The 26,461-nt window shown below is 45.1% G+C and carries 26 protein-coding genes and 1 riboswitch; of the genes, 11 read left to right on the top strand and 15 right to left on the bottom strand.

Features of this window, described 5'->3' with window-relative positions; all coding sequences use genetic code 11:
* Window positions 1–24: 24 nt before the first annotated feature.
* Window positions 25–645 (top strand): adenylyl-sulfate kinase, encoded by a 621-nt coding sequence (gene cysC / locus BCU07_RS19085; protein WP_102427911.1) that lies wholly within the window; start codon window positions 25–27, stop codon window positions 643–645.
* 163 nt (window positions 646–808) lie between these two features.
* Here the strand turns inward: cysC and BCU07_RS19080 are convergent, their stop codons facing one another.
* The 7 genes from BCU07_RS19080 to BCU07_RS19050 form a co-directional block, all read right to left on the bottom strand.
* Window positions 809–1,717, bottom strand: coding sequence for a TIGR03899 family protein (locus BCU07_RS19080; RefSeq protein ID WP_017069397.1), 909 nt, complete (start codon window positions 1,715–1,717; stop codon window positions 809–811).
* Between the two features lie 514 nt (window positions 1,718–2,231).
* Window positions 2,232–2,747, bottom strand: a complete 516-nt coding sequence (locus tag BCU07_RS19075) for a DUF3299 domain-containing protein (RefSeq protein ID WP_017058892.1) — start codon at window positions 2,745–2,747, stop codon at window positions 2,232–2,234.
* A 14-nt stretch (window positions 2,748–2,761) separates the two neighbouring features.
* Entirely contained in the window at window positions 2,762–4,021 is a 1,260-nt protein-coding gene (locus BCU07_RS19070; protein ID WP_102427912.1) for an ABC transporter permease, read from the bottom strand.
* Window positions 4,018–4,734 carry an ABC transporter ATP-binding protein gene (locus tag BCU07_RS19065; RefSeq protein ID WP_017058894.1) on the bottom strand — a complete coding sequence of 239 codons (717 nt, stop codon included), beginning with the start codon at window positions 4,732–4,734 and terminating at the stop codon, window positions 4,018–4,020. The genes BCU07_RS19070 and BCU07_RS19065 overlap by 4 nt, the downstream gene beginning before the upstream one ends.
* A gap of 141 nt (window positions 4,735–4,875) precedes the next feature.
* On the bottom strand, window positions 4,876–5,592 hold the full coding sequence (gene zrgA / locus BCU07_RS19060; RefSeq protein WP_102427913.1) for a zinc uptake protein ZrgA: 717 nt from the start codon (window positions 5,590–5,592) through the stop codon (window positions 4,876–4,878).
* 40 nt (window positions 5,593–5,632) lie between these two features.
* Window positions 5,633–5,923: a DUF2607 family protein gene (locus tag BCU07_RS19055; RefSeq protein WP_017063722.1), complete on the bottom strand. Its 291-nt coding sequence runs from the start codon at window positions 5,921–5,923 to the stop codon at window positions 5,633–5,635.
* Window positions 5,924–6,014: 91 nt separating this feature from the next.
* Window positions 6,015–6,566: a YtfJ family protein gene (locus BCU07_RS19050; RefSeq protein ID WP_017063723.1), complete on the bottom strand. Its 552-nt coding sequence runs from the start codon at window positions 6,564–6,566 to the stop codon at window positions 6,015–6,017.
* Between the two features lie 253 nt (window positions 6,567–6,819).
* Between BCU07_RS19050 and BCU07_RS19045 the strand changes: the two genes are divergently transcribed.
* Complete coding sequence (locus BCU07_RS19045; protein WP_017058898.1) at window positions 6,820–7,020, top strand: DUF1107 family protein; 201 nt, start codon at window positions 6,820–6,822, stop codon at window positions 7,018–7,020.
* Between the two features lie 110 nt (window positions 7,021–7,130).
* Here BCU07_RS19045 and msrA read toward each other — a convergent pair whose 3' ends face one another.
* Complete coding sequence (msrA, locus tag BCU07_RS19040) at window positions 7,131–7,760, bottom strand: peptide-methionine (S)-S-oxide reductase MsrA (RefSeq protein ID WP_017058899.1); 630 nt, start codon at window positions 7,758–7,760, stop codon at window positions 7,131–7,133.
* A gap of 195 nt (window positions 7,761–7,955) precedes the next feature.
* Between msrA and BCU07_RS19035 the strand changes: the two genes are divergently transcribed.
* The 3 genes from BCU07_RS19035 to BCU07_RS19025 are packed head-to-tail and all read left to right on the top strand — an operon-like array spanning window position 7,956 to window position 13,798.
* Window positions 7,956–9,668: an autotransporter assembly complex protein TamA gene (locus tag BCU07_RS19035; RefSeq protein ID WP_017063725.1), complete on the top strand. Its 1,713-nt coding sequence runs from the start codon at window positions 7,956–7,958 to the stop codon at window positions 9,666–9,668.
* Window positions 9,665–13,423: a translocation/assembly module TamB domain-containing protein gene (locus BCU07_RS19030; protein ID WP_102427914.1), complete on the top strand. Its 3,759-nt coding sequence runs from the start codon at window positions 9,665–9,667 to the stop codon at window positions 13,421–13,423. Before BCU07_RS19035 ends, BCU07_RS19030 begins: the two co-directional genes overlap by 4 nt.
* An 18-nt stretch (window positions 13,424–13,441) precedes the next feature.
* Window positions 13,442–13,798, top strand: a complete 357-nt coding sequence (locus tag BCU07_RS19025; RefSeq protein WP_017069403.1) for a gamma-glutamylcyclotransferase — start codon at window positions 13,442–13,444, stop codon at window positions 13,796–13,798.
* Window positions 13,799–13,885: 87 nt separating this feature from the next.
* On the opposite strand, the gene fbp is transcribed toward BCU07_RS19025, so the two are convergent.
* Window positions 13,886–14,896 carry a class 1 fructose-bisphosphatase gene (gene fbp, locus BCU07_RS19020; protein ID WP_008220458.1) on the bottom strand — a complete coding sequence of 337 codons (1,011 nt, stop codon included), beginning with the start codon at window positions 14,894–14,896 and terminating at the stop codon, window positions 13,886–13,888.
* Between the two features lie 270 nt (window positions 14,897–15,166).
* On the opposite strand from fbp, the gene mpl reads away from it, so the two are divergent.
* The 5 genes from mpl (at window position 15,167) to thiQ (ending at window position 20,806) form a co-directional block, all read left to right on the top strand.
* Window positions 15,167–16,525, top strand: coding sequence for a UDP-N-acetylmuramate:L-alanyl-gamma-D-glutamyl-meso-diaminopimelate ligase (gene mpl / locus BCU07_RS19015; RefSeq protein WP_017071296.1), 1,359 nt, complete (start codon window positions 15,167–15,169; stop codon window positions 16,523–16,525).
* A gap of 38 nt (window positions 16,526–16,563) precedes the next feature.
* Window positions 16,564–17,187, top strand: a complete 624-nt coding sequence (locus BCU07_RS19010; protein WP_016787846.1) for a flavin prenyltransferase UbiX — start codon at window positions 16,564–16,566, stop codon at window positions 17,185–17,187.
* Between the two features lie 43 nt (window positions 17,188–17,230).
* Window positions 17,231–17,350, top strand: a riboswitch (TPP riboswitch).
* Between the two features lie 53 nt (window positions 17,351–17,403).
* Complete coding sequence (thiB, locus tag BCU07_RS19005; RefSeq protein ID WP_017058906.1) at window positions 17,404–18,396, top strand: thiamine ABC transporter substrate binding subunit; 993 nt, start codon at window positions 17,404–17,406, stop codon at window positions 18,394–18,396.
* Window positions 18,397–18,488: 92 nt separating this feature from the next.
* The gene (gene thiP / locus BCU07_RS19000; protein ID WP_102427915.1) at window positions 18,489–20,102 is read left to right on the top strand and encodes a thiamine/thiamine pyrophosphate ABC transporter permease ThiP; all 1,614 of its coding nucleotides are present in this window, start codon (window positions 18,489–18,491) and stop codon (window positions 20,100–20,102) included.
* Window positions 20,102–20,806 carry a thiamine ABC transporter ATP-binding protein gene (thiQ, locus tag BCU07_RS18995; protein WP_102427916.1) on the top strand — a complete coding sequence of 235 codons (705 nt, stop codon included), beginning with the start codon at window positions 20,102–20,104 and terminating at the stop codon, window positions 20,804–20,806. Before thiP ends, thiQ begins: the two co-directional genes overlap by 1 nt.
* Before the next feature lie 106 nt (window positions 20,807–20,912).
* On the opposite strand, the gene yjgA is transcribed toward thiQ, so the two are convergent.
* On the bottom strand, window positions 20,913–21,437 hold the full coding sequence (gene yjgA, locus BCU07_RS18990) for a ribosome biogenesis factor YjgA (protein WP_017058909.1): 525 nt from the start codon (window positions 21,435–21,437) through the stop codon (window positions 20,913–20,915).
* Window positions 21,438–21,555: 118 nt separating this feature from the next.
* On the opposite strand from yjgA, the gene pmbA reads away from it, so the two are divergent.
* A complete protein-coding gene (gene pmbA, locus BCU07_RS18985; RefSeq protein ID WP_017058910.1) occupies window positions 21,556–22,899 on the top strand; it encodes a metalloprotease PmbA in 1,344 nt (447 codons plus the stop codon).
* Between the two features lie 96 nt (window positions 22,900–22,995).
* Here the strand turns inward: pmbA and mgtE are convergent, their stop codons facing one another.
* The 5 genes from mgtE to hpf form a co-directional block, all read right to left on the bottom strand.
* Window positions 22,996–24,351 carry a magnesium transporter gene (gene mgtE, locus BCU07_RS18980; protein ID WP_017058911.1) on the bottom strand — a complete coding sequence of 452 codons (1,356 nt, stop codon included), beginning with the start codon at window positions 24,349–24,351 and terminating at the stop codon, window positions 22,996–22,998.
* 148 nt (window positions 24,352–24,499) lie between these two features.
* On the bottom strand, window positions 24,500–24,775 hold the full coding sequence (locus BCU07_RS18975; RefSeq protein ID WP_017066670.1) for an HPr family phosphocarrier protein: 276 nt from the start codon (window positions 24,773–24,775) through the stop codon (window positions 24,500–24,502).
* A gap of 2 nt (window positions 24,776–24,777) precedes the next feature.
* Entirely contained in the window at window positions 24,778–25,647 is an 870-nt protein-coding gene (gene rapZ, locus BCU07_RS18970) for an RNase adapter RapZ (RefSeq protein WP_017063735.1), read from the bottom strand.
* A 1-nt stretch (window position 25,648) separates the two neighbouring features.
* Window positions 25,649–26,110, bottom strand: coding sequence for a PTS IIA-like nitrogen regulatory protein PtsN (ptsN, locus tag BCU07_RS18965; RefSeq protein WP_004738707.1), 462 nt, complete (start codon window positions 26,108–26,110; stop codon window positions 25,649–25,651).
* Window position 26,111: 1 nt separating this feature from the next.
* A complete protein-coding gene (hpf, locus tag BCU07_RS18960; RefSeq protein WP_009847742.1) occupies window positions 26,112–26,399 on the bottom strand; it encodes a ribosome hibernation promoting factor in 288 nt (95 codons plus the stop codon).
* Between the last annotated feature and the right edge of the window lie 62 nt (window positions 26,400–26,461).

The following is a 26,461-nucleotide window of genomic DNA, read 5'->3' as shown; positions in this document are numbered from 1 at the left end:
TGCTGTTTATTTAAAGGACTAATTATGACCGCAGTACTCAAATCCAAAGATGAGAATGTTGTGTGGCATCAACACTCGATTGATAAAACATTTCGCGCGGATCTGAAATCACAAAAGCCAGCCGTGCTCTGGTTCACGGGGTTGTCTGGTTCTGGTAAATCGACAGTCGCTGGAGCATTAGAAAATCGCTTGGCACAGCTTGGTTACCATACTTATTTATTGGATGGCGACAATGTGCGTCATGGATTATGTAGTGACCTTGGCTTCTCTGAGCAAGATCGTCGAGAGAACATCCGTCGTATTGGTGAGCTTGCTAAATTGATGGCAGATGCAGGCTTGATCGTGTTGTCAGCCTTTATTTCTCCGCATCAAGCTGAAAGGCAACTCGTGAGAGATTTATTGCCGGAAGGTGAGTTTCTTGAGGTGTTCGTCAATACGCCATTAGAGGTTTGCGAACAGCGTGATCCTAAAGGTCTGTATAAGAAAGCACGTGCCGGAGAAATCCCGAACTTCACAGGTATTAGTTCAGTGTACGAAGCGCCTCTGAGCCCTGAGATTGATCTACCTGCAGGTGAGAAGACACTCGATGAATTGGTCGAACTGTGTATTGATGCGTTGGAGAAGCGAAATATTTTAGCCAATTGAGATCGTTGGTATGACTAAGGCTACTCAGCTGTTTATCTGTTTATTCACGACCGATAAATAGTGCAGCCTTAGTTTACCGAGACAAGAAACCTATCCTCTAGATTCTCTTTATTCCTCTCTATACTTCACTTTTTACACCGTCTATTTTAGCTCCGTCGAGTGTCTAGACGGTGTAATTTACGCTGCTTTTCACTTCTGTCTGTACTGTGAATTTCTGGCTCAATAGTGCAATCAGTTGATCGTAATACTGCGTGTTTGGCTTGTTACCGAGCAAGGTACAAAGCTCATTGCCTGTAGGGCTGAATCGGTAGTAAACCAGCTTCACGCCTTTTGATAATGGTGCCAGTGACATGCTCTTACCTTGATAGGTTAGGTGCAGGGCTGGATCGAAATCAATCTCTCCGGATTCTAATTCTGTGCCCAGAATAATCCCGAGCTCTATCAAGTGGAGCAAGCTGGAGTAGGGCAGGTTGTGCCCACCAAGGTTGATGGTGTTGGTGGTGTCCCTTTTGCCAAAGTTGAATAGCCCAGCATGAGATTTAAAGCCGAGTAAGAGCTTTCTGCTGTTATCGCTACCAAAGCTACAACCCAGTGATGCTGCCCTTTGTAGGGTTAACGCTTCTTTTGGTGTCATGTCTTTTAAGATTTGCAGTGCCTTCATCGACGTCGAGCCTGGGTTGGTGACTTCTCGTTTCAGTACTTGAGCCCATAGCCTCTGCATCGATGTATTGTGGATCTCTTGTGCCATGTCGAAGAAACGGTATAACCAGTCCTGATCCGGGTCTCCAGCCGCTTCATCCTTACATGAAGAGTGCGCCAACTTTAGAATCTGTTCTAGGTTCTTTTGGCGAAGCTCTCTACGTTTTTTCTCTCGCAATAGTGCCCGTTCGATAAGCGTACTCTCAGCTTTATCCTTTGGCTTGGCACTATGACTAATTAAGGAATCGAGGCCGAAGCTTTGTGCGATGTGCAGCATTCTGCTGGCACTGTCGGCAATATGAGGCTTTTTCTCATGCTTATGCTGTGTGTCGCTAGCATGCTCAATGATCACTGGCTGTTTGGTTTTTGACATAAGAGTACCGTTAGGAGACGACTCAAAACCAATCGTAGTAAATAATTGCTCAGCCTAGCTTGTTAAAACGCTTGATAACTGAGCTACAATTTTTGATTGTAGAATAACTACTTATCAAAAAGCTCCGCCTTGTTCTCAAGGCTTTTTCCTACGCTATTTCTGAACACTTACTTATTGTGATTGGTATAACTGTCTAAAATGTAACTCTTTATCTTATTGGTGGCTAGATTTTGCGAGCATAGTTGAAGGTTTCAACAAAATTTTACTTTTGTTAATGATAATAAAATGTTAAATTTGTTGTAATTCTCAAGGAGGAGTTATGAATCAAGTCAATGATAACAAGCTGAAGAAACAGCTTAGTATAGGGTTATTACTCGCGATTTATGTCGCTGTTCTAGCTTACTTATCTAATTACATCGCGTAATTCAGAAGAAAATTATCGTTATTAAACTGTTATTGAATGATCACACTCGTTCAGTGACGGCAGCTCATCCTTGAGCCACCCTTCTAATGACTACATGTCGTCATACTCTTCAATCGCAGTACCTTCAATAAGATAACCGGTTTGCGCTAAGTCATGGCTGATTGACTCAGTTTTCAGCGTTCCGACCAAATAGATCACATCCCATAACTGCTGTATTGGTGCACCTTTCGGGAACTTCACGTAGATGATTTGGTTCGGTGGCGGCGGTGGCACGTGGATACATGCGCCAAAGTACGGTACCAGCAGAAACTCAGTGATCATATTCTCATCACCTTCCAATGGAATCACAAAGCCAGGAATCTTCACTGTGCTGCCATTCAGCTCTGGGCGAACAGCACCAAGTGTCGATTGTTGAGGTTTGTCCATACTATTGTGGTCAACCATCGGCATACCAAATGAATCTAGCTGAGCACGTTCTGATTCTGGAATCAAATCAATCCATTCAAGTGTTAATACCGATTCGTCATTCTGAGTGGTTTCAGCGTGAGCTGTACTGATAAATGGGAACAGAAGTAGCCCAAGTATCAGTAGGAATTTGCGTTGCATCGTAGGTTCCTATTTTAGATTCGAATCGTCATGCCATCAGACAATGACTGGCGGTAAGCCCTGAAAGCGGGAATAAAGCCGATAATGATTCCAGCAACTTGTACCAGCATAAGCAGTTTCCACTCATGCGGTGTGATTGCGGATATCGATATGTTGATACCATAACTTTGTTGCACAATAGGAGCAACCACTGCGATCAGCGCAAACAATACTGCAACACCTAATGTAATACCAAGGAAGGTTAGCGCACTGGCTTCACTGATCAGTAAACCAAACACATGACGAGGTCTTGCGCCCATCGCACGTAGGATGGCCATCTCTCGGCGCCTTTCTTGCAAGCTAGTGAGTAGGCTACTGAGCATGCCCAATAAACCGGCGACGACAACAAACCCTGAAACAATCAGTAGTGCTTGTTCTGCTACAGCCATCATTCCCCACAATTCGTGAAGCGCAATGCCCGGCATAATGGCGCTTAAAGGTTCTTGGCGGTAGTTATTGATTTCTCGTTGCAGTGCGAAGGTTTGGATCTTCGATTTAAGGCCAACCATCATCGCGGTAATCTGCTTCGGTTGGAAGTCACGTTGCTTTAGCGCTTCAGCATTCGGTGTGTGCCCGAGGTTGGCACCTGATTCCCAGCCAACATGAATTGCTTCGATTGCCTCTAGCGATACGTGTACGGTTTTGTCTACTGGTGTTCCTGTTGGCGCGAGTATTCCCACAATCTTGAAGGGCAGATTATCGTGACGGCTAAACGCAACATCACTGATACCGTGCGCAAGAATGATTTGATCACCTATTTTGTAATCTAGCTTCTTCGCGACGTCGGCACCAATCACTACGTCAAATAGCTGTTCAAATTCTTTACCTTGTTGGAAAGTAAGTAATTGCTTACTTCCATAGCGATAGTTTTCAAAGTAACTATGATTTGTACCCATCACACGGAAGCCTTTGTGTGAATCGCCCAATGATATTGGTATCGCCCACTTTACTGCGTTGTGCTGGCTAAATTCTTCATAGCTTTTCCAGTCGATGTTGTTGGTCGCATTACCGATTCTGAATACTGAGTAAAGCAGCAGGTTGACCTGACCAGAACGGCCACCAACGATAAGGTCAGTACCTGAAATCGTATTGGCGAAGCTGCTCTTAGCTTCGGTTCTTACACGTTCCACACCGAGTAATAGAATGACGGATACAGCCACAGTGAGAATAGTTAGAATGGCTGTGGCTTTACGGTTGAGTACGCTTTTTAAGGCTAAGTGAGTAATTACTTTCATACGACAACCTTAGCTTGGTTAACGGTTTTTAAATCTATGGTTCGAGTGAACAACTTTTCTAGTGTTGGATCATGGCTAACAAAGATAAGAGTAGAACCTGCCTGGTTGGCTTGTTCTAACAACAGTTCGATAAAAGCTTCTCGGTTGTCATGATCCAAAGCCGAGGTTGGCTCGTCGGCAATAATGATTTTGGGTTGGCCGATCAAAGCACGAGCGGCAGCAACACGTTGTTGTTGACCGATGCTCAACTCGGTAACGGGCTTGTCCATTAAAGCTTGAGGTAGCTTTAATCGGAGTAACAACTCTCGAGCCGTCTCTTGTAAGCTTTTCTGGCTTTCAGCGACTTGCTGTTTACGAATCTGTGAAAACTGGCAAGGAAGCGTCACGTTATCGATAACTGATAGATAAGGAAGCAGGTTAAATTGTTGGAAAATATAACCAATATGATCGGCTCTGAATTTATCTCTTTGACGAGGTGTAAGCTGAGTGAGGTCTTGATCAAGGATAGAGACTTCTCCTTGCTCAGCTTGGTTGATTCCGGTCAGTAGCCCTAACAAAGTTGATTTTCCACAACCACTTGGCCCTTTAATAAAAAGGTGCTCTTGGGCTTGGATGTGAAGAGAGGGGATCTCTAGCGTTGGTGGTAATTCAGGCTTCCAACGAAAGCTGATATTTTCGAGTTTGACCACAAGTGATGAACTGTCAGAAGACATGCTAGCTCCAATAATTAAAGCGGTGTATCTACTGGACAGTAATTTGAAACATAAATTCCCAGGAACACACCGATTTGAACAGCCAAGTAAGCGATGACTTACCTGGCTGTTTATTTTACGTTTAATCCGATCTAGGAGTGATTAGAATCGGAAACTAATACGCTCTGCGTTAAGCACTTCTTGTACTTGAGCTGTGTCTGTTAGTAGGTTCACCGTCATTTTTTCAGTGTTGCTGAACTTAGAGAACCACTGAGTGCTAACTGTGTCTAGCTTAGCAACATCTGAACATTCATAGTAGTACTCAACAGTGAACTCACCGTGGCCACCTTCTGAGTGATCGTGGTGGTCGTGACCTTCGTGGTCATCATGATCGTGCTCAGCGTGGTCATGGTCTTTGTGGTCATCATGATCGTGTTCAGCGTGGTCATGGTCTTTGTGGTCGTCATGATCGTGTTCAGCGTGATCATGGTCTTTGTGGTCGCCATGACCGTGTTCCGCATGGTCATGGCCTTCATGGCCTTCATGGTCGTCATGACCGCCTTCTAAGGTGTTTGCTACTGACTTGAACTTCAGAGTACAACTCGCATTGTTAAAACTAAACAGCTCTTCTGGCTTGTTTAATTGTGCGATAGCCTGTTCAAACACTTTCTTCTGTTCTGCAGTTTTTGGAGCATGTTCAAACCCAACCACATCTGCGCCTGGAGCTGTTACTTCAACAAGCAATTCTTGCCCATCTTGCGCGATGTTTACTTCAACTTGGCCATGTACGTGTGCATCATGAGAGCGGAATTCTTCGTTAGCTAGAGCATTTGTAGAGACAGTCATGCCGATAACAACGGCTAAAAAAGTAGGTTTCATGTTTTTTCCTGAATAAAGGTTAATTAAAAAGTAGTGGTAATTAAGCGATATTTACAGGAGGTGAGCGTGCCAAATAAGCGAAATATAGCCGCTGTAGTGAAGTTACTGACTCTGTAATAGCGACAGTAAATTCCGAATGGAACTCTGGAATCTGTGGTAGTGAGTGCGCTGTGATGAACTGATTAAGCGAAAACAGCTCACAATGGTGTGAAGTGTGGTGCTCTGGTGCGATATCCACAATGTGTGTTGCGGCTAACACGCTTAACATGAGCATAAGCCCAAGCAAGAAGCCTGTTTTGCGTTTCACATTGTTGGGTGTGTTTTGCCACATCAGGATGATTAACCACAGAATTAAAAAAAGGATACTGTTATAATATAACAATATCCTTTGGTTAGGTCTCGAAAAAGACGCGAATATCTTATTAAAGGCTCGCTTTAATCAACTCAATGACTTGAGTGACTTCTGATTCGTTTAATGCACCTTCTTTTACAAACAAGATTTTACCTTGCTTGTCTTGAACGATAATCGCTGAGCTTTCTTCTTTTAGAGCCCATGTTGACGCAACGGCGCCGTCTTCATCTAGGACCATAGAAGACCATGGAAATTCTTCTTTGCTGCTTTCGGCAGACGACTTAACAAAAGACCCAGTACCCCAAATCGCATCATCTTGGTTGATGATAGTGGTGGTTTGGTAGCTGTCTTCTGAGAATTTCGATGCGGTAATGGCTGCCATCAGTGGTGCGTTGAGCTCTTTAGAGCTGCTGCGGCCAGCGATAGCTTGAACGACGCGAACTTTACCTAGAAGATCATTGGTTGCCCAAGCTTGATATCCAGTATTTCCGTCGTTTAGAACAATCTCACCATAGTTACTCACATCAACGGCAGGCAGGGTAGCGCCTACTGATAGGTTGTGAGCATTGGCGAAGAGTGGAGAGGCTGCGGCTAGAAAAGCCAGTAGAGTTTTGTTTTTCATTATATTTTTGTTCCGCTTATTGGTTTGCACAGGAAGTATAATATGAAATTTGAAAAATGCCTCTTTAACTTTTTTATCGTACGACGTAGAAAGAAGTTGCAGGCTTGTTACCAAAAGGTATAATGCATCAATATCAAGATGAACAATAGATTATCTTGCTGTTTGCTAAAGGAATTAGCGATTAAATGTGCTTTGAACAGCGACGCTGTTCAGGTATGTGACTGTAGTACTCAAATGGAATTGAGGTTGTATTATGTTAAGAAAATTTTCTACTTACCGTCCACGTCAGGTGGCGCGTTTCGTTAAAGTCCTGTTCAAAGGCCAATTTGCTATTGAAGGTGTTGGAGAGTTTCGCTTCGACCAAGGCAAGGTGCTACTTCCTGAAGTTTCAGACAAACAAAAGCTCACTATTTTTAAAGAAGTTAACGGCACCATTGCAGCGTTGCCGGTGTAACTGAGCTTTATCGATTTGTCTTGCACCGAATAGATTAACAATGAAAAGGGCTTCCTGATGGAAGCCCTTTTTTAATGCGTGTCGTTCACGATGGTATGTCGAACGGCACTTTATTGTGGAGGGAAGCACACACCTGTTCCACCCAACCCGCAATACCCATTCGGATTTTTAGCTAGGTATTGCTGGTGGTAGGTTTCTGCGAAAAAATATTTTCCAGCAGGCAGAACTTCCGTCGTGATCTCGTTGCCTAAAGATTCAGTCATTGCTCGTTGATATTCACGTTTAGAGTGCTCAGCGATAGATTGTTGCTCTTCACTGAAGGTGTAAATCGCAGAACGGTACTGAGTCCCTAAATCGTTGCCTTGGCGCATCCCTTGAGTTGGGTCATGACGCTCCCAAAAGGTTTCAAGTATTCGAGCTAGAGAGGTTTGTTCACTATCAAATATGACACGAACGACCTCGGTATGGCCGGTTTGCCCAGTACATACTTGTTCATAAGTGGGATTAACTGTGTATCCGCCAGCGTAACCAACGGATGTTGAAATAACGCCATCCAATTGCCAAAACAAACGCTCAGCTCCCCAGAAGCACCCCATACCAAACAGGACTTCTTGTTGAGAGCCCGTGGGTGCATCGAGCAGGTCGGTTTGATTGACGAAATGGCGCTCAGTGATTCGAATTGGGTCAGCATTTCCCGGTAGTGCGGTTGCTGCAGAAACCAGTTGTTGTTTGTTTAGCATGTTATATTCCTTTTCGCATACGTTTACCGCGCTGGCTTTTATTTAACGTGGGTTCATATTAACTGTTGGTCAATATTGAATAAGTCTTTAAATTAGACCGTGTTATTCCAGGATTTATTACAGACTCAATGCCTATTTAGCGGTATTATTTCTTTTCACTTATTAACGTATTGATAACTTCTTCACCAATTAAACATGATAAGAAAAACTTTACCAGTTCTGATTGGCACTCTATTGTCATCGACGCTCGCTTTCGCTGACGTTTCCCTTGAAATCAAAGGGCTAGATGGAGCGCTTGAGGATAATGTTGATGCTTATCTGAGTGCGATCCCTGAAGAAGAGTATTCGGTTTCACTAAGATTCCAATCCCGCTTGGAATCTATGATTAAAGAAGCCCTGAATGCGTTAGGCTACTACCACCCTAAAATCACATTTACTCACTCCGAAGATGATACCGAAATGACCGTTACGGTTGAGCCGGGAGAGCCTGTTGTTATTTATACTTCAGATATCGTTCTAACTGGTGAAGCCAAGGATGACCCAGACTTTTTAGCCTTGATAGCGAAGAGTAGCTTGTCTAAAGGTTCGACTCTGAATCATGGTAATTATGACTCTTTGAAATCGTCGATCCGCAACCTTGGCTTAGCGAAAGGCTACTTCGATGGTGCTTATGATCTTAGTAAGCTAGAAGTCGCTCCTGAATTGAACCGCGCTTATGTTCGTCTTCATTATAACAGTGGTATCCGCTATCACTTTGGTACTACTCAGGTTACTGGTAGCCAGATAGAAGAAGATAAGGTGCAGTCACTTAAACCATTTGAGGATGGCGAACCTTACTCAATCACCAAAGTCGGTGAGTACAACCAAAACCTGTCCAATACGGATTGGTTCTCCTCGGTATTTGTTGAACCAGATTTAAGCCAGTTAGGCGAAGGCCGAGAGATCCCGATGAAGGTTAGCCTTGCTCCGCAAGCTCGTAACCAAATCGAAACGGGTATCGGTGTATCCACCGACCTTGGCGTAAAAGGCACTCTGAAGTGGAAAAAACCTTGGGTTAATGAACAAGGCCATAGCTTCAATAGCAGCCTGTCGATTTCTAAACCTGAACAGACGATTACCGCTACCTATAAAATCCCTCTGGATGACGTGCTGAACGACTATTATCAAGTTAAGTACGGTATGAAAAACTTGGATAATCGTGATACCAAGAGTTTGGAGTCAAACTTAGCGCTAGAAAGATATTGGCGACTGGATAACGGTTGGCAACGCACGGTCTTCATTCGATACTTGGTCGAAAACTATGAGCAAGGTTTGCAGGATGATTTAGCGCAATTTGTGCTGCCGGGTATCTCTTTCTCACGCACTCGAACGCGAGGCGGTTCGATGCCGATGTGGGGCGATAAACAAACCATTATGGTTGAAGCGGGTGATGATACCTTGTTATCTGAAACTAAGGTTGTTCGTTTTCAAGGTCAAACCGCTTGGATTCGAAGCATTGGCGACAATCACCGAGGCTTAACTCGACTTCAATTTGGCGGCAACTTTGCCGACGAGTTTGATAAGCTATCTCCCTCCCTAAGATTCTTTGCTGGTGGTGACAATAGCATTCGTGGTTATGGTTATGAGTCGATCTCTCCTCGAGATGAAAGTGGCGCACTAACGGGTGCCAAATTCATTGCAACCAGCTCGTTTGAATACCAATACCGCTTGGTTGGAAACTGGTGGGGCGCAGCATTCTACGACATTGGTGATGCATTTAATGACAAACCCGAATGGAAACACGGCACCGGCGTCGGTGTTCGTTGGGCGTCACCTGTTGGTCCAGTGAGTTTGGATTTTGCTTGGGGTCTAGATGCAGAAAAAGGTGATGAGTTCCAGTTACACTTTAGTTTAGGGCCAGAATTATGATCAAAGTGATGGGCAAGTGCATCAAGTGGACGTCGATCTCATTGACGTCTATTTTGCTGTTGTTGATAGCCTTGCTAGGTTTTGTTTTGTTCACCAATCCAGGGTTGAACACTGTGTTGTGGGGCGCTGAAAAAGCGTTGCCACAGCTTAAAGTGGAAAGCACTAAAGGGGCTCTGTTCCCGAGCTTTACGCTTAATAATGTTCAGTTTAAAGATGACAGCCTGCATATAGACACCAAAGTTCAAAAGCTGAACTTGGCGATTAATCCTCGCTGTCTGCTCGACCCTAAGTTGTGTGTCGATCGTTTAGCGATTCAAGGATTGGACTTCGCATTTACTGAACTGCCTCCGGCCTCTACAGAAGAAACAGAACCTACTCCGCCCGTAACATCGGTAAAAACACCGTTGCCAATCGTAATCAACCGTATCGCTTTGTCTGATATCAAGTTGAATATCTTAGGGCATGAAATTGAATGGAGCTTGTTCTCTACGGCTTTGAGTATGCAGGGCGAAAAGCTAACTGTATCGCCAACCTTATTCAATGATCTTAAGGTTAAACTCGCGGAGTCGACAGAAGAACCGCAAGCAGAAAAGGTTGAGCCAAAAGCTGCCGTTAAAACGGCTATCGAATTGCCGGAAGTCTGGATTCCTCTGCAGGTTGTGTTGGAGCGTTTTGACCTCAACCGTTTCACCTTAGAACAAGAAACACCAATCGTTGTTAACCACCTTGGGCTAGAAGCTCGCGCGGGCAAACACACGGTTGATGTTTCAACTCTCGAACTCGATATGCCACAAGCAAGCGCCAATCTAACCACGAAGGTTGAGCTCAAGGGCGGTTACCCGCTAGAACTTTCTTTGGATGCGTTGATGAAAGAAACCGACCTTGTTGGGCAGAAGTTGTCTCTGAAAGCACAAGGCAGCGTGGCTAAGCTAAACCTAGACTCCCAATTTTCTGAGCTGATTGAGGCAAAGTTGTCTGGGGATATTCAACCCTTAGAACCGACTCTGCCATTTGACCTTCTTTTAGAGGGCGGACAAGCACAGTGGCCCCTTACCGGAAAAAGCGATTACCAAGCGACAATTGAGCAATTTAAAGCTGATGGCTCACTAGATGGTTTTAATGTTCTTCTTAAAGGTGAAGCCGATGGTAAGGAAATCCCTGAATTAGCCATCGATCTACAGGGTAAAGGCACGACGGAACAAATTGATCTCGAGCGTCTAAAGCTCAACACGCTAGGCGGTGAGCTTAACGGTGTCGTTAAAGCGAACTGGAAGAGTCTCGTTAACTGGCAAGCTGACGTGACACTCAAAGATATTCAACCGGGTCTGCAGTGGCCAGAAGCTGAGGGCAACATTAGTGGAAACATCGTCACCTCAGGTGAGTTGACGGAAGCGGGCGGCTGGGCGATTGAACTGCCTAAATTGGATATTGAAGGGATCTTGCGAGAATACCCTCTGGATATCGAAGGTCAGTTGTCAGCGTCGGATCGCAGCGCGAGCGGTGAACCAAAACTGAAAACCAGTGGTTTGAGCTTAGCTCACGGTGTTAACTCGATTAAGGCTCAGGGTGAGCTTGATAAGAAATGGGACATGGGTGTTGAGATTCACTTCCCTGAGCTTGTAAAAAGCGTCCCTGATTTGAAAGGTAAAGTGATTGGTAACATCCAGCTCAGTGGTCCAACGAAAAAGCCTGAAGTCGATCTCGCTCTAAATGTGGATAAGGTAGATTGGAATAACGAAGCAACACTAGAATCCTTGTCGCTTAATGGTTCTGTGGTTCCTCTGCCATTGCCTGAAGCTCAAGCTGATCTTGAATTAAAAGCTAACAACCTAACCTATCAAGATCAGAGCGTAAAAAGCATTGATCTCACGGTGAGTGGTGGTGAGAAGAAACACACAGTGACACTTGATGTGATATCCGACATCGTGTCTACAAGCTTAGCTATTTCCGGAGAGTTGATTCAAAAGCCTTCTCTTATTTGGTATGGATCGTTAGACCGCGTCAAAATCACCACTCAGCAAGGTCCTTGGGTGTTAGATCAACCTGTCGCGATAAATGCGGATGTTGATAAACAGTTTGCCGATGTTCAAGCGCACTGTTGGAAACAATCGGGTTCGAGCGTGTGTTTGGATGAAGACGTTCGTGTCGGAAAATCGGGTGAGGCCAAGGTAGCCATCAATCAATTCGATTTCGAGCAGATTAAAGCTTTTGTGCCTAAAGAGACGCAATTACAGGGCTTAGTCAATGCGACTGCTCATGCAAAGTGGTCTGAACAAGATGAGCCTGAAGTCACGGTAAGCGTTGATATGCCGAAAGGTCAGGTTGTTCAACAAGTGGGTGAGCCAATCACACTGGGTTGGGAAAGCGTTGCATTGAATGCCCAACTGAAAGACAACAAACTGGATGCCGATTTTAAGTTGGATGTTTCCGACAATGGTGACCTGTCTGGCACGGTGTCGTTACCGGATATTCTTGCCGAAGACAAAATGGTCGATGCGGCAATTAAGCTGACCACGTTCCATCTTGATTTCTTACAACCAATTCTAGGTGAATACAGCTTATTGAAAGCCGACCTTGAGAGTGATCTTCAAGTTAAAGGCTCTCTGATGCACCCTCAAGTCTTTGGTCAATTCTCTGTTGATGGTATTCAAGTCAAAGGCGATGTTACGCCTGTTGATGTGAAAGATGGCCGCATCGACCTCGACTTTGATGGTTATAGTGCAAAACTGGATGCGAATGTCGAAACACCTGATGGTCACCTTGATATTGAGGGAACCGGAGATTGGCAAGATCTTAAAGCATGGCATTCGAACGTTAGAGTTTTCGCTGATGAGTTGATGGTTGATATCCCACCGATGGTTAAGGTGAAGGTCGTACCTGATATGACTATTGATGTCACACCAGATCTGGCGAAAATCACCGGTGATATTGCATTACCATGGGGACGAATTGTTGTTGAAGATTTACCACCGTCAGCGGTTGGCGTCTCTTCTGATCAGGTTATTTTGAATAAAGATCTAGAGCCAGAAAACGAAGATACGATTCCATTCAATGTGATGACGAATATTAATATCTCCATTGGTGATGACTTTAAACTGTCTGCCTTCGGTCTTGAAGGTGATTTGGTCGGTAAGCTCAACGTGGCTCAAAAAGACCAAGGTCCATTTATTACAGGTGAAGTGAACATCGTCGATGGTACTTATCAATCATTCGGGCAAGACCTCTTGATCGAAGAGGGTAAGATCCTAATGAATGGACCACCGGATCAGCCATACGTAGCCATCAACGCGATTCGTAATCCTGATAATACTCAGGATGACGTGACCGCTGGTATTCGAGTGACTGGCCCTGCGACAGAGCCTACCATCGAGATTTATTCTGACCCAGCGATGCCACAAGCGAACGCACTGTCTTATATTTTGCGTGGCCAAGATATCGACGGTGAGTCGAGCGGTTCGATGACAACGACTTTAATCGGTTTGAGTTTAGCGAAGAGTGGTAAGGTTGTTGGTGAAATCGGTGAAGCCTTTGGTGTAAAGGACTTGCAACTGGATACTGCAGGCTCTGGCGATGACTCTCAAGTGACGGTAAGTGGTTACATCCTGCCTGGCTTACAGGTGAAGTATGGTGTGGGTATCTTTAACTCGTTAGGTGAGTTTACCGTTCGTTATAGATTGATGCAGGATCTCTATGTTGAAGCTGTTTCTGGCCTAGACAGTGCTGTGGATCTTCTCTATCAATTTGAGTTCGAGTAGAGCCGTATGGGAGGGCATATGCAGCATCTTGTTTTTGTCTATGGAACCTTGAGGCAAGGTCAGTCCAATCACCATTATTTGCAGGGCTGCGATTTATTAGGGCAGTTTGATACACCTAAGGAATACGCACTTTTTGATTTAGGTGCCTATCCGGCGATGATTTTGGGAAAGAAAAGTGTCGCTGGTGAGGTCTATATCATTAACGACGAAATTTTAGAGTCGCTCGATCGGCTAGAAGATGTTCCTGTTGAGTATCGTCGTGAGCAAATAGAGACTATATTTGGATTAGCATGGGTATATTTGTATCAGCTTGATCTAACAGCTAATAAAGAAATACTTTCGGGTAACTGGTGTCAGCGGAACAATGATTCCTAACTAGTTAATCACCTTACGAGACAACAAAAAGCCAGCACTGAGGTGCTGGCTTTTTAATAGCGTTAGTTTGAGAATGAAATGAGAGGGTTACTCAGGGTTCAGCTCAAGAAACTCTTCTACTTTACGTACCATTTTTGTTGAACCAACGAAGAAAGGCACACGTTGGTGTAGCTCAGTTGGTTTGATATCCATGATACGCTGTGCACCGTCTGATGCAATACCGCCAGCTTGCTCCATAAGGAAAGCAATAGGGTTGCATTCATAAAGCAAACGCAATTTACCTTGAGGGTGGCTCTCTGTACTTGGGTATAAGTAGATGCCGCCTTTTAGCAAGTTACGGTGGAAATCAGACACAAGAGAACCAATGTAACGTGACGTGTAAGGGCGGTTATCGCTTGGCTCGCTTTCCTGACAGTATTTGATGTACTTCTTAACACCGGTTGGGAAGCGGATGTAGTTACCTTCGTTGATCGAGTAGATCTTGCCTTCGTCTGGAATCATCATGTTTTCATGAGATAGACAGAAAGTACCCAGAGATGGATCGTAGGTGAAACCATTTACGCCAGCACCAGTTGTGTATACAAGCATGGTTGAAGAACCGTAAATCACGTAACCCGCGGCTACTTGCTTGTGTCCGGGCTGTAAGAAATCTTCTTGTGTTGGTGGTGTACCGATCGGTGATACTCGACGGTAGATAGAGAAAATTGTACCAACCGATACATTTACATCGATGTTTGATGAGCCATCTAGTGGATCCATCAGTACAACGTATTTTGCGTTTTTGTTGAGCTCTTTATTGAAGGCGACAGCTTCGTCTTCTTCTTCACTTGCAACACCACAAACTTGGTCACGGGCTTCTAGAGCCGCTTTAAATTTGTCGTTCGCGTAAAGGTCTAGCTTTTGCTGCTCTTCACCTTGCACGTTGTCTGTACCAACAGCGCCAGTGATGTCGACTAGGCCAGCCTTGTTGATCTCACGGTTAACAATTTTTGCAGCAAGTCGAATAGACGACAAAAGGGATGATAGATCACCGCTTGCATGGGGGAAGTCACTCTGTTTCTCAACAATGAACTCACCAAGGGTGCGCATCTCAGACATGTTATTTCCTTAAACTTCTCTCAATATTAGGGGGGATTTGAGCACTGTAGATTCGGCCTCTTGAGTGGGCTTTATTCATCTAGACGCTTACCTAAATTCTAAAGGTTAGATCTTTTTAATGGTAATGAACTAAGCGACACAGATCTCACTTACTATGTCGACTCAATTTGTTTTGCATTGCCGCTCGCTTTTAATCGCCATTTAATGATAATGAGTGCAAGCCGTTTTAATTAGGCACTGTTTATTTAGCCAAGCGTTTGGAAGCAATTTATGCATATTCATATCTTAGGAATTTGTGGCACCTTCATGGGTGGTGCTGCGGTATTGGCTCGTCAATTAGGTCACAAGGTTACGGGTAGTGACGCGAATGTTTACCCACCAATGAGCACCTTGTTGGAATCACAAGGGATTGAAATTATTGAAGGGTTCGACCCTAGCCAATTAGAACCAAGGCCAGATCTCGTGGTTATCGGTAACGCAATGAGCCGCGGTAATCCGTGTGTTGAGTATGTGTTGGATAACAATCTTAGATACACCTCTGGTCCTCAGTGGTTGCAAGAGTTCTTACTGCATGACCGTTGGGTGTTAGCGGTATCGGGAACGCACGGTAAGACCACGACATCAAGCATGTTGGCTTGGATCTTGGAAGACTGTGGCTATGCACCGGGCTTCTTAGTTGGCGGAGTGTTGGGTAACTTTGGTATCTCTGCTCGCCTTGGTGAAAGCATGTTCTTCGTGGTAGAAGCCGACGAATACGACAGTGCTTTTTTCGATAAACGATCTAAGTTCGTTCATTACCACCCAAGAACCTTAGTGATGAATAACCTAGAGTTTGATCATGCGGACATCTTTGACGATCTTGAAGCGATTAAGCGACAATTTCATCATTTGGTGCGTACTGTGCCAAGCAATGGTCGCATTTTCTCACCTAAGCAAGACAGCGCTATTGAAGATGTTCTAGCTCGCGGTTGCTGGAGTGAAACTGAATCGAGTGGCGAGCAAGGCGACTGGGATGCCAAGAAACTGGTCAAAGATGGCTCTCAATTTGAGGTTTACTTCCAAAATGAATGTGTTGGAACCGTAAATTGGGATTTAGTGGGCGACCACAACGTAAATAATGCTTTGATGGCGATTGCAGCTGCACGTCATGTGGGCGTGACACCTGACCTTGCTTGTGAATCACTAGCTACCTTTATTAATACTAAGCGCCGTTTGGAGTTTAAAGGCGAGGTGGCAGGTGTGTCTGTTTATGACGATTTTGCTCATCATCCAACGGCGATTGAACTTACGCTCGGCGGCTTACGTAATAAGGTCGACTCGAAAAAAATCATTGCCGTTTTAGAGCCTCGTTCCGCCACCATGAAACGTGGTGTGCATAAAGAAACCTTGGCTGATTCGCTTAAACAAGCGGATTCTACCTACTTATTCCAACCGGATAACATTGATTGGTCAGTTCAAGATGTTGCAGACGCTTGTCACCAACCGGCACACGTGAGTGATGACATGGATGCATTCGTTGCTAAAATTGTCTCAGAGGCACAAGCTGGCGACCAAATTTTGGTAATGAGTAATGGTGGCTTTGGTGGCATTCATCAAAAACTGTTGGATGGATTGGCACTCAAAGGCTAACGGCATCCACGACCTTATAATTTGAAGTAATTGAGAACATGACAAAACACGATAAAGCGATAACCCTTGCTTTCACTGGCGCATCCGGTGCGCCTTATGGCCTGCGTTTACTTGAATGCCTTTTGGCAGCCGATTATCAGGTCTACTTGCTGATTTCATCGGCAGCGCGAGTGGTATTGGCGACCGAGCATGAACTTAAGTTACCTGCTGGGCCAGATGCGGCGAAACAAGCTTTGGTTAAACATCTTGGCTGCGACCCTGAAAAGCTGGTGGTGTGTGGCAAAGATGATTGGTTCTCGCCGGTTGCCTCTGGTTCAGCTGCACCGAAGCAGATGGTCGTTTGTCCATGTTCAGCGGGAAGCTTGGCTTCGATTGCTCATGGTCTATCAGATAACCTGATTGAGCGAGCAGCAGACGTAGTCATGAAAGAGCGAGGCCAATTGTTGTTGGTGGTTCGCGAGACGCCATTTTCGACGCTTCATCTCGAGAACATGCACAAACTTTCGACGATGGGCGTAACGATCATGCCTGCAGCTCCGGGTTTTTATCATCAACCCAAGTCAATTGAAGATCTGGTCGACTTTATGGTGGCGCGTATTCTAGATCACCTTGGTATCGAACAAGGTTTAGTGCCACGTTGGGGTTACGATCAACGTAATTGATCCAAACTTGATAGCTTATTGTTAAAAATCAAATTACAATTCTGAACACTCATCGGGGAGCGAACCATTCAAATAATGAATGCGAGCTGAGATCAAGCAGGTGCTTGGGACCCGTAAACCTGAACCAGATAATGCTGGCGTAGGAATTGAGTTAGGAACAACCTCTACCGTTCTCCTCCCTCAAACCTGTGCCGCTCAGACCATGGAGAGCGTCCAGTGAAATTCACATTAACAACCCTTGCTGTTACTACAGCTATTTCTTTTTCTGCCTTTGCTGCAGACAACACTTTGACTGTATACACCTATGACTCTTTTGCTGCGGATTGGGGCCCTCGTCCTGCCGTTGAAAAAGCATTCGAAGAGAAGTGTGGTTGTGATGTGAATTTTGTCGCTCTAGAAGATGGCGTGTCTATTCTGAACCGTTTACGTCTTGAGGGCGGCAACAGCAAAGCCGATATCTTGCTAGGTCTCGACAACAACCTGATGGCTGAAGCGAAAGCGACGGGCTTATTGGCTGAGCATAATGTTGATACGTCATCGGTAACGCTTCCTAATGGTTGGAACGACAGCACTTTTGTACCCTATGACTTTGGCTACTTTGCTTTTGTTTACAATAAAGAGAAACTGGAAAACCCGCCGAAGAGCTTGAAAGAACTGGTTGAGCAGCGTGATGATCTTAAGGTCATCTACCAAGATCCACGTACATCAACACCAGGCCAAGGCATGATGCTTTGGATGAAATCAGTATACGGTGATGAAGCGACAGCAGCATGGAAGAAGCTTGCTCAGAAAACAGTGACTGTAACCAAAGGCTGGTCTGAAGCTTACTCTATGTTCCTAGAAGGCGAGTCGGATTTAGTGTTGTCTTATACAACGTCTCCGGCTTACCACATTATTGCTGAAAGCGATTCTAAGTATGCAGCAGCAAGCTTCGAAGAAGGGCATTACACTCAAGTGGAAGTGGCCGCTAAGGTTAAAGGCAGCAAGAACGAAAAGCTTGCTGATGAGTTTATGGCGTTTATCCTAAGTGATGAATTCCAATCGGCGATGCCAACAGGCAACTGGATGTACCCAGTGACCGATATTGAGCTTCCAAAAGGGTTCGAGCAACTTACGGTTCCTCAGAAAGCGCTAAGCTTTACGCCCGAAGAAATTGCAGCTAAGCGTAAGCCATGGATTCGTGAATGGCAGAGTGCACTTACTTTTTAATTTGTTTTTAATAAATTAGCTTTCTAACTTTCTGTATTTAAAGGTTTGTTCGATGTTAACTGAGCGAACCATTTACGGTAAAAAATCAATCTATGATAAAGAAAACACCTAAGGTTGGGATTTGGGTAGCGATACTCATTACCGCCTTCGTGGTTTCAGCAGTTGGGGCATTGCTTAGCAATGCCCCTTCTCTTGATATCAGCCAAGTATGGTCCGATCCCTACTATTGGCATGTAACGAAATTCAGTTTTTATCAGGCGACACTCTCAACAGTGCTGAGTGTTGGCTTTGCTATACCTATTGCTCATGCGCTGTGTCGTAGGCAATTTTTTGGACGCGCTTTGTTGTTAAGGCTGTTCGCGTCGACCTTAGTCCTGCCTGTGTTAGTGGGCGTATTTGGCTTACTTGCGATCTATGGCAATAGTGGTTGGTTAGCTAAGTTTTTGGCGAGCTTCGATATTGAATTGCCATTTTCCATATACGGATTGAATGGTATTTTGCTGGCGCACGTTTTCTTTAACTTGCCTTATGCCAGTCGCTTACTTTTACAAGCGTTAGATACCGTGCCTGCCGAGCAACACAAGCTTTGTGCTCATTTGGGTATGAGTCATTGGAACAAATTCAGATGGGTTGAATGGCCACGTTTAAGACAGCAATTGCCTCATGTGTGTGGCTTAGTCTTCATGCTGTGTTTTACCAGCTTTGCTACCGTGATGGCACTAGGCGGTGGACCTAAATCAACCACTATCGAACTCGCTATTTATCAGGCGATTAAATTCGACTTTGACCTTCAAGCTGGTGCCTTGCTCGCGATATGGCAAATGCTGCTGTGTGGTGTGCTAGCAGTGAGCATTCAACGGCTATCGAAACCTATTTCAGTGACGGCCAGTCAGTTGTCTGAAGAGAAATATTTGGTTAAGGACAGCTGGTGGTCAAAAGCTTGGGATAGCTTTTGGATCATAATAGTCTCAATGCTGGTATTGCCGCCATTAGCTATGGTTATCGTCAGTGGAATTAACTCGCAGGCATTAACCGTACTCAGCAGCGAGCCGTTTTGGGCGGCGTTAATTACCTCGGTTAAAGTCGCGTCATTAGCAAGTGTTATCGCAGTTGGTATTGGTATCGCCATACTGCTGACTAGCCGAGCATGGCGTTTACAGAACAAGAATTTTCGAGCCGATAAAATCGAGCTGATTGGCACTATTATCTTAGTGACTCCGGGGCTGGTGATCAGTACGGGGACCTTCTTATTACTGCGTTCATTCACCGATGTCTTTAGTTTAGCTTTCTTTATCGTGATTGCCGTCAACAGCTTAATGGCGCTGCCTTACGTAATTAAAACCCTAGCTCAACCTATGCTGCATTTGTCTCAGCAGTATCAGTATGTGTGTGCAAGCTTGGGAATGACAGGTTTCACGCGTTTTAGGTTAGTGGAGTGGCGAGCACTGCGTAAGCCGATGGCGCAAGCCTTCTCGATTAGCTTTATGTTGGCGATGGGTGACTTAAGCGCGATTGCTTTGTTTGGTAGCCAAGATTTTAGAACTCTGCCTTTGTACCTATTCCAATTGTTAGGCAGCTATCAAATGGAAGCGGCGGCGGTAGTTTCTGTGAGCTTACTGTTATTGAGTGTCGGCAGCTTTAGCTTAATAGAATTCTTATTTACTCGAAGATCTAAGCTCGATGCTAAAGAATTAAGGAACCGATGATGTTAGTGATGAAAGATGTGGATTACCACTATCACAGAGAGTTGTTTAGCTTTGATTTTCAAGCTGAGCAGGGCGATATTGTTGCGCTTATGGGGCCGAGTGGCGCTGGTAAATCTACCCTGTTGGCGCTAATTGCGGGGTTTATCGAGCCTACATCGGGTGAGATTTCAGTAGCTGGGCAGTCGCTTATTGGTAAAGAGGCACACCAACGCCCGTTGGCGATGTTGTTTCAAGAGCACAACTTGTTTGCCCATCTCACGGTACGTGAAAATATTGGTTTAGGTCTGCACCCGGGATTAAAGCTTACGGCAACCCAAAAGCTCAAAGTTGAGCAAGCCGCAGCGCAAGTTGGCGTCGCTGAGTATTTGGATAGGTTGCCTGAGCACTTATCCGGCGGTCAACGCCAGCGTGTTGCGTTAGCGCGTTGTTTTGTCCAACCTCATGATATTTGGCTGCTTGATGAACCTTTCTCTGCGCTTGATCCTTTGCTGCGTGAAGAGATGCTTAGCTTAGTGAAGCGATTAGCGGCAGAGCGAAATATTACGGTCTTGATGGTGACTCACCATTTAGGTGACGCACGCAGTATCGCGAATAAGTTTGTGTTTGTGGCGCTAGGTAAGGTGTTGGTTGAAGACTCGATAGAGGCACTGACGGCGGATCATCCACAGACAGAATTAAGCTCATTTGTTAAAGCGGGTGAGTGACGATTCATCACTCTTGTTTAATCTCTCTGATATTGAGTACGTAGAAAACAAAAAGACCTAGCATGCGCTAGGTCTTTTATTGTCTTACAGAATAAAGCGACAAAGATTAGTCTTCTAGCTTTAGCTCTTTTAAGATTTGGAAGATCTCACGAGAAGACTTTGCAGGCTTGTTCGCTGATTTCTCTTTGTTAGCTTGGCGAGCTAGCTGACGAAGACGCTGACGGTCTGCTTCAGGGTACATTTCCATTACTTCTGAAATAGCCGCATCACCTTCAGCAACAACACGATCACGCAGTTGCTCAAGCTTATGTAGTTCAGCTGTTGCTTGTGAGTGCTTGTTACGTACTTTATCCAAAGCCGCTTGAATTGGCTCAGGATCGACATTACGCATTACTTTACCAATGTATTGAAGTTGACGACGCTTCGCTTCATTTTTAAAGCGTTGTGCATCTTTAATCGCTTGTGCCAAATCTTCAGACAGCGGAAATTTATCTAATACAGAAGGCTTTAGACCAACAAGCTCTTCTCCCAGCTTTTGCAGGGCATCCATGTCCGTTTTCATTTCTGTCTTACTTACCCAGATGATTTCTTCTTCTGGTTCCCATGGGGCTTTTTGGTTTTTGCGAGCCATCTTTTCTGCCTATGTCACTATCTCAAACGAATATATTGCCTATTTTAGCAAGAATCTTGGGGAGAAAGCGAAATTCTTGTTATCCTACGTAATATTGACCTAAAAAATTAGAATAGATATGGATGTAAAACAGCAAGTCGCCCAGCAAAGAGTTGAGCTAGAAGCCGCAGTAGCTAAAGCGTTGGATATGGCATCAGTGAGTGCAGACGCAGCTGAGGTCGCTATTACTAAATCAACGGGTTTAAGTGTTTCAACACGTATGTGTGAAGTGGAAAACGTTGAATTTAATAGTGATGGTGCGCTAGGTATTACTGTTTATCGCGGCCAGAAAAAAGGCAGCGCATCTACATCTGATCTGAGTGAAAAGGCGATTGCTCAAACCGTCGCGGCCGCACTTGATATCGCTCAGTACACTTCTGAAGACCCATTTGCCGGTCCTGCGGCAAAAGAATACATGGTAAAAGAAATTCCCGATTTGGATCTTTTTCACCCTGATGAACCAAACCCTGACTATGCCGCTGAGATTGCGATTGCTGCTGAGAAGCAAGCGTTAGCTTATAGCGACAAGATCAAACAGAGTGATGGCGCAAGCTACGATAGCCACTATGGCGTTAAGGTTTATGGTAACAGCCATGGCTTACTAGCAAGCTACGCTTCAAGTCGCCATAGCACGAGCTGCTGCGTGATTGGGCAAGGCGCTAACGGTGAAATGGAACGTGACTACAGCTACACCGTTGCACGTCACCGTGATGAGCTGTGGACGCCTGAGCGTGTAGGTCAGGAAGCTGCAGAAAAGACGATTAGCCGTTTGGATGCGAAAAAGCTACCAACAGGCCAATACCCAATTATGTTCGCTAACGATGTTGCGACAGGTCTTATCGGTCACCTTGTGATGGCGATCAGTGGCGGCAACCTTTACCGTAAGTCATCTTTCTTATTGGATCATTTAGGTCAGAAAATCCTACCTGATTGGTTCAATATCTCTGAGCGTCCTCACATCCTACGTGGTTTGGCTTCAAGCCCATTTGATAGCGAAGGTGTGTTCACTCAAGATCGTGAAATCATCACTGACGGTGTGCTAGCAACTTACCTACTAACGAGCTATGCCGCACGTAAGATGGATATGACGCCAACCGGTCATGCTGGTGGTATTCATAACTGGTTCGTTAAATCGACCGGTCAAAACTTTGAGCAGATGCTAAAAGAGTTGGGTACTGGCTTCCTAGTCACTGAAGTGATGGGCCAAGGCGTAAACACCGTAACGGGTGATTATTCACGTGGCGCTGCAGGTTTCTGGGTTGAAAACGGAGAGATCCAATACCCAGTATCAGAAGTAACAATCGCAGGTAACCTAAAAGACATGTTTACTCAGATTGTTGCTGTGGGTAACGACGTAGAAACACGTTCGCAAATTCAAACGGGTTCTATCCTGCTTGAGTCGATGAAAGTCGCGGGTGAGTAATTCAATTAAAGCGAATCTGATGAATTAAAAAAGGGAGCCGTGGCTCCCTTTTTGTTTTCTGTATTTCGCCAAAAATTGGCTAACTGCTTATGCTAACTAGATCAGTATGGTCGCTAAGCCTAGGAACACCGATAGGCCAATAACATCGGTTACTGTGGTCAGTGCCATACCGCCAGCAAGGGCTGGATCGATATTCATCTTCTTCAACATCACTGGGATAGTTACACCAGCAATACCTGCGACAATCAAGTTGGTCATCATCGCCGCTGAGATGATGCCTCCCAGTATCCAGTTACCTTTCCAAGCCACCACGATACCACCAATGATAACGGCCCATAGAACGCCGTTTAGGAAGCCGATGGCTGCCTCTTTGAGTAGCAGTTCGCGTTTGTTACTGTCACCGATATGACCGAGTGCCAAACCACGAATCACCAGAGCAACGGTTTGGTTACCCGCAACACCCCCCATCGAAGGCACGATAGTCATCAGAACCGCAATCGCTGCCATTTGATCGAGCGTTGCTTCAAACATGTTTGATACAGATGCTGCCGCCAGTGCTGCGAGTACGTTAGCACCAAGCCACACACTACGACGACGAGCAGATTTTACGACCGGTGCGAAGGTATCTTCGTCATCGTCCATACCCGCCATACTCATCATTGAGTGTTCGGCATCTTCACGGATAACATCAACCACGTCATCGATGGTGATACGACCAACAAGGTGCTGGTTACTATCGATGACAGGCGCAGAAACCCAGTTACGACGTTCAAACAGGCTCGCGATATCTGACGCACTAGTTTCTACCGCGATCGCTTCGTCGGCATCATCCATCACTTCTGAAACAGGGACATCAGGTTGAGTCGTTACTAGCGTGGTAAGTGATAGGTTACCGATAAGACGTTCTTCTTCATCAATAACATACAGAGCATCAGTTGCATCCGGCAGTTCGCCACGCATACGCATGTAGCGCAATACAACGTCGACATCGACATCACCACGAATCGTGATTACGTCGGTATTCATGATCGCACCCGCTGAATCTTCAGGGTACGACAGGGCGGTTTCAACTAACGCACGATCGACGGAGTCCATTTGAGAAAGGACTTCGCGAGAAACATCGTCGGGTAGGCTTCGAAGTACGTACGCGACGTCATCGGTTTCCATGCCTTCGGTTGCTTCTGCCAAGGTCTCAGGTGCCATTTTTGACACAAGAGCATCTTTGACGTCTTCGTTTAGTTCATCAAGAATTTCACCGTAGTCTTCAGGATCGGTGAGTTGCCAGAGTACGTCACGACTTTTGCGAGGGGAGGCTTCTAAAAGGTGTGCAATATCCTCAGGTTCCATGTCCTGAAGTTGTCGGCGTACGTGAACAAATCGGCCGTTTTCTAGGGCTTCGCTGACTTCTTGGAGGGTTTGGTGAGCTTGGTCGAATTCTAATTGCTCTGCCATATTTTCCTCCTATCTCATTATTCTTACAATGCTTGGAATAGTAACTTAATTCTAGGGCTTATTTAAATCATAAACTTAGGTAGAACTAAGATTTAATATTGGTTGGTTCGTTGTTTGAGTCTTAGGCGTTGCGAGTGAAGCGTTTTCGCTACTCACCCTCATCAAACTTGTCTTCAATGAGATGACAGACGGCATCCAGTGCTTGCTGTGAATCGGTGCCTGCTGCTTGAATAGTAATATGTTGCCCTTGCGCTGATTCCAGCATAAGTAACCCCATTACGCTGTCTGCTGTTGCTGTTTTATCTTCTTCGCTATGGATAGTGATGGTTGCATCAAAGCTTTGTGCAAGCTCAACCAACTTTACGGCTGCTCTAGCGTGAAGACCCAAGCGATTTTGGATCAGTACAGTTCGAGTTAATTCCATGGTTAGCCCTGTTGGTGCTTCTCTAGGGAGGCGTGTCTGATTTGAACTTGATGGCCAAGTTGCTCAAAGTACTCACCAATTTTCTGGGTTAGATAAACCGAGCGGTGTTTGCCGCCAGTACAGCCAATCGCGACCGTTAGGTAACTGCGATTGTTCTTCTCTAACATTGGTAACCACTGTTCAACAAAGCCTTGGATCTGTTGCTTGAGTTCCAGAACTTCTGAGTGTTCTTCTAGAAAGGAGTGAATTGGTGCATCTAGCCCGGTTAGTGGTCGTAGTGCAGGTTCCCAGTGAGGGTTCGGCAAAAAGCGAACATCAAACACGTAGTCGGCATCACTTGGCAAGCCATACTTAAAACCGAAAGATTGAAAGACGATGATCAGCTCTTGCTTCTCTTTGCCTTCAACTTTAAATCGAACCTTTTCACTCAATTCGTAGAGGTTGCAGTCACTGCTGTCGATCACAATGCTGGCGTGCTCTGCGAGAGGTGTCAGAAGTGTCTTCTCTAAATCAATCGCTTGCTCAAGAGAGAGCTTTTCTTGGCCAATTGATAAAGGGTGGATTCTGCGGGTTTCGCTGTAGCGCTTAAGGAGTGTCTGCTTGCTGGCATCGAGGAACAATACATCAACATCGATGTTTGTAGCTGACTCGAGTTGCTCGAGCGTGTCGGTGACTAACTGAGGCTCTTTCGGTAGGTTACGTATATCAATACTTACCGCAACGTTTTGGTTGCTTTCGCGTACCGATTCGACAAAGTTGTTGAGCAGGTTTACTGGTAGATTATCGACACAGTAATACCCCAAGTCTTCTAGGACTCGTAACGCAACACTTTTACCGGCCCCTGATTGGCCACTAACCACGATTAATCGCATGTTATTGCTCGCAAGTTGGCACTTGAATCATGATGTCGTAAAGCTCTTGATCGCTCTGAGCATTACGCAGCTGTTTAAGAGTCTGCTTGTCGTTTAGTCGTTCTGCCATACAAGAAAGGGTTTTTAGATGCTCTTTGCATTGTTCGCTAGGAACAAGCAGGGCAAATAGTAGGTCGACAGGACGATTATCAATCGCATCAAATTCGATAGGATCTTGGCATTGCAGTAATACAGCTATCGCTTTATCACTGACATTCATACGAGCATGGGGAATCGCGATACCATTACCAATACCGGTACTGCCCATCTTCTCACGGCTCAACATACACTCAAATAGCTCTGTTGAATCTTGACCGCAGCTCTCAGCTGCTATCTGGCTGATGAGCTCAAGGGCTCTTTTTTTGCTTGTGCATTGGACTGCACTTTTGGTGCAGTCCAATGAAAGTACTTCGCTTAATTGCATGTTAGTGACTACTTAGCTTTTCTTTGTGCTTGTTGAGTTGGCGGACGAGTTTATCAACCAATGAATCAATCGCGGCATACATGCTTTCATCTGTTGCTGTCGCATGGATTTCCCCCTGATTTATATGCAGGGTAGCTTCTGCGATTTGATTGATTTTCTCAACTTTTAAAACAACCTGAACGCTATTGATATGATCAAAGAAGCGCTCAAGTTTGTCGAATTTGGTGTGAACATAGTCTTGCATTGAATCGGTAAGATCAACGTGATGGCCTTGAATATTGATTTGCATAGACTTTCCTTTTCAGTTGGTTGCCTGATCATAGTTGCTAAGTAACTAGCGACTAAATGAGC

This window comes from Vibrio sp. 10N.261.54.E10 (assembly GCF_002877735.2).
Classification (GTDB): domain Bacteria; phylum Pseudomonadota; class Gammaproteobacteria; order Enterobacterales; family Vibrionaceae; genus Vibrio; species Vibrio crassostreae_C.
Note: the sequence above shows the minus strand (reverse complement) of the source record. Positions and strands in the feature narration are given on the sequence as shown.